Source organism: Flavobacterium sp. (assembly GCF_049318185.1).
Taxonomy (GTDB): domain Bacteria; phylum Bacteroidota; class Bacteroidia; order Flavobacteriales; family Flavobacteriaceae; genus Flavobacterium.
The window spans coordinates 1-3589 of record NZ_JBMOGV010000167.1 but is presented as its reverse complement, the minus strand read 5'-3'; the positions used below and the strand labels follow the sequence as shown (position 1 = coordinate 3589).

Annotated in this window: 4 protein-coding genes; all 4 read right to left on the bottom strand. The window is 34.3% G+C overall.

Going from position 1 to position 3589, the window contains the following annotated elements:
* Positions 1 to 737: enoyl-CoA hydratase/isomerase family protein (locus tag ACOYLT_RS10905; RefSeq protein ID WP_422853876.1), on the bottom strand; the 737-nt coding region annotated here is incomplete at its 3' end.
* Positions 738 to 748: 11 nt separating this feature from the next.
* Complete coding sequence (locus ACOYLT_RS10900; protein WP_422853877.1) at positions 749 to 2161, bottom strand: sensor histidine kinase; 1413 nt, start codon at positions 2159 to 2161, stop codon at positions 749 to 751.
* 121 nt (positions 2162 to 2282) lie between these two features.
* Entirely contained in the window at positions 2283 to 2822 is a 540-nt protein-coding gene (locus ACOYLT_RS10895; protein ID WP_422853875.1) for a CopD family protein, read from the bottom strand.
* A gap of 78 nt (positions 2823 to 2900) precedes the next feature.
* Positions 2901 to 3589: ferrochelatase (locus ACOYLT_RS10890; protein WP_422853874.1), on the bottom strand; the 689-nt coding region annotated here is incomplete at its 5' end.

The following is a 3589-nucleotide window of genomic DNA, read 5'->3' as shown; positions in this document are numbered from 1 at the left end:
GTTCCTTCTTTAAAATCTTCGGTGCCAAAGCATTTTCCAAAGTTTCTAATTTCGGTTTCAAAACCATTTACACCATCTTTATAATTAGCATTAATAGTTTTTATGGCTTTTTCAATTGCCATAGGTGAGTTTCTAATAATTTTAGCAGCAATGCTTTTAGTAAATTCAAGCAATTCGATTTGTGGCACTACATGATTTACTAATCCATAGATTTTAGCAGTTTCAGCTTCAATCATTCCTGCAGTCATGATTAGTTCCATGGCACGCCCTTTTCCAATGAGCTGAGGCAAACGTTGCGTTCCGCCATAACCAGGAATGACACCAAGAGAAACCTCGGGCAGCCCCATTTTTGCATTATCCGAAGCAATGCGAAAATGACAAGCCATTGCCAATTCTAATCCGCCACCAAGCGCAAAACCATTGACAGCAGCAATAACAGGCTTTTTCAAGTTTTCTACAAAATCAAATAATAATTCTTGGCCTTGTGCGGCCAGTTGTGCCCCTTCTTCAATAGAAAAATTTGCAAATTCAGAAATATCAGCACCAGCAACGAAAGCTTTTTCGCCTTCTCCAGTAATTATAATTACGTTAACATCATTATTACTTTCCAGGGTTTCAAAAGCATTATGGAGTTCTTGTATGGTAGCTACATTTAGCGCATTTAATTTTGATGGACGGTTAATTGTAATTTGTCCAATGTGGTTTTCAACGGTAACGAGTATGTTTTCGAAGTTCATGGGTTAAATTTTTATTTCACAATAGGAAGCGAAACTATAAAAGTAGAACCTTTTCCAAGTTCTGTTTCAAAAGTAATGGTTCCTTTATAATTTTCTATAATATTTTTGATAATTCCTAAACCCAACCCCATTCCACTGGTTTTGGTAGTAAATTTTGGTTCAAAAACGTGTTCAATATTTTCTGTTTCAATACCAATACCATTGTCTTTTACGGAAATAATTACGGTGTCATCCATTTCTTTTACAGATACCAAAATTTGTTTTTCTACTTGTTCTTCTGGGATAGATTGAATCGCATTTTTGACTAAATTAGTAATAATTCTAATCAATTGTGTTCTGTCTAATTTTGAAATAATTTCTTTTTTATTGCTTTCAAAAACAATGAAATCTTCATTAAAAATATCTAAAGCCAATTCCACAACATCAACCACGTTGAGGTTTTCATTTTGTTGTGCTGGCATCGAAGCAAAGTTGGAAAATGCTGAAGCCACAGCACTCATAGTATCAATTTGTTGGATTAATGTTTTTGAATAATCGTCTAATTTTTGTTTCAAGTTTGGGTCATTGCCATCAAACTTTCGTTGAAAACTTTGCACAGTTAATCGCATTGGCGTCAGTGGATTTTTGATTTCGTGTGCTACTTGTTTTGCCATTTCGCGCCATGCTTGTTCTCGTTCGCTTTGAGCTAACATTGTTGCACTTTCTTCCAGTTTATCCACCATTTGGTTGTAGGCATTTATCAAGGAATTAATCTCTTTACTGTTGGCTTCAATGACAATTTTCTCGTTTTTTTGGTTCAAACTCGTTTCGTTGATTTTGTCTGAAATGGTTTTTAAGGATTTGGTAATATAACTTGAAAGGAAATAGGCCAAAGCAAACGCAATAATCAACATGAAAGAATACACTTGGCTCAATCGCAATAAAAATTGACGAAGCTCAGTTTCATAAAACCCGTCATCTTCAACATAAGGAATGTTTAATATTCCAAGAGGTTTGAACTTATCGTCTTTTATTTGACTGTAAGCCGAACGATTTTTAACTCCGTCAATGTTTTTAATATCCACATATCTTTTATCAACTGAAGACTGAACGAGTTTTAGAATATAATTTGGAATTGGCGGAGCAACTTTATCAACAGAAAACTTAGCTTTAGATGATTTTACCAATTTTCCTTTTAGTGAATAAATATTGATTTCAAGATTATGAATATCGGACAATTCATGAATTTTATCCTTAAAAATAAGCCGTAAATTATCTTGAGTTAACGGATAAGTCGTAGTGGAAAGCACATAATTGATGTGTTCTTTTATAGCAAATTCTTTACGGTCTAAACGTTCTTGATGGTAGTCTTTGGCTTCATTTTTAAACTGAATAATAGAGATGGAAGCCATCAAAATGGAGGCAATGACTATCAATATAATCATCGATAGGAAAATCCTAACTCGAAGAGATAACATTGACATTTTGAAGCCGTTTATCATTTTTATTGGCATTGGGCAATAATCATTAGGCATTAGTTACTATTACCTAGTGGCTATTGCCTAGTTACTTTTTCTCTCGTAATCGTTTATAAAACTTAAATCCCAACATTATCAGAATTGAAAACAAAAGGATGCCGACAACACCATAAATCCAATTGAAAGCATTTTTTAAAATTACTAAAAAAACAACTGCAAAAAGAATAATCGTGGCACCTTCATTCCACAATCGCATGAAGTTGGAAGAATACTTAAACACATCGTTTTGTAATGCTGCATAAATTAAATGACATTTTATTTGGTAGGCAATCAGTAAAACGACAAAACCCAATTTAACATGCATCCACGGCATTTGCAACCAATCAGGCATTAAAACCAATAACCAAATAGCAAAAAGCGTTGCTAAAACCGCACTTGGCCATGTAATGATATACCACAACCTATAGGTCATGATTTTGTATTGTTTCAGTAAAATTTCACGTTCAGGAGATGGTTTTTCGTTGGCTTCAATTTGATATACAAACAAACGAACAATATAAAACAAACCTGCAAACCAAGTGATTACAAAAATGAGGTGAAGTGATTTTATGTAGTTGTAGAGTTCCATTTTTATCAGTTTTCAGTTTTCAGTTTTCAGTTTTCAGTCGAATTATAACAACTTGAAACCTTAAACTTGAAACCAATATTATTTTTCAAATTCTTTAATCCAACTCGCAACCACACCACACCATTCGTCTTCATCGTTCATACAAGGAACTGCCATAAATTCTTCGCCACCATGGTGCAAAAATTCTTCGTTTGCTTCCATGGCTATTTCTTCCAAAGTTTCCAAGCAATCACTAACAAATGCTGGAGTTACAACCGCTAATTTTTTAATGCCTTTTTCGGGCATTTTATTAACTTCAACATCAGTGTAGGGAGTTAACCATTTGTCGCCTGCTAATCGAGATTGGAAGGTTTGACTGTATTTTCCTTCTGGGATTCCCAATAATTTTACAACTTGTTTGGTGGTTTCATAACATTGGTGGCTGTAACAAAACTCGTGTGCTGGCGATGGAGTGTTGCAACAAGTTCTATCCATTTTGCAATGTGATTTTGTTATATCTGTTTTGCGAATATGACGTTTCGGAACTCCGTGATATGAAAACAATAAATGATCATAGTCAAATCCTTCCAAATGTTTTTTAATCGAATTGGATAACGCTTTGATATAATCGGGGTTATTGTAAAAAGCAGGGACAATGGTAAACTTCATTTCTGGAAAATGCTTTTCACGCAATTCTTCTGCCAAAACTAAAATCGTTGTAGTCGAAGCCATGGCATGTTGCGGATAAAGCGGTATCAACATCACTTCGGTTACGCCTTTATCTTTCA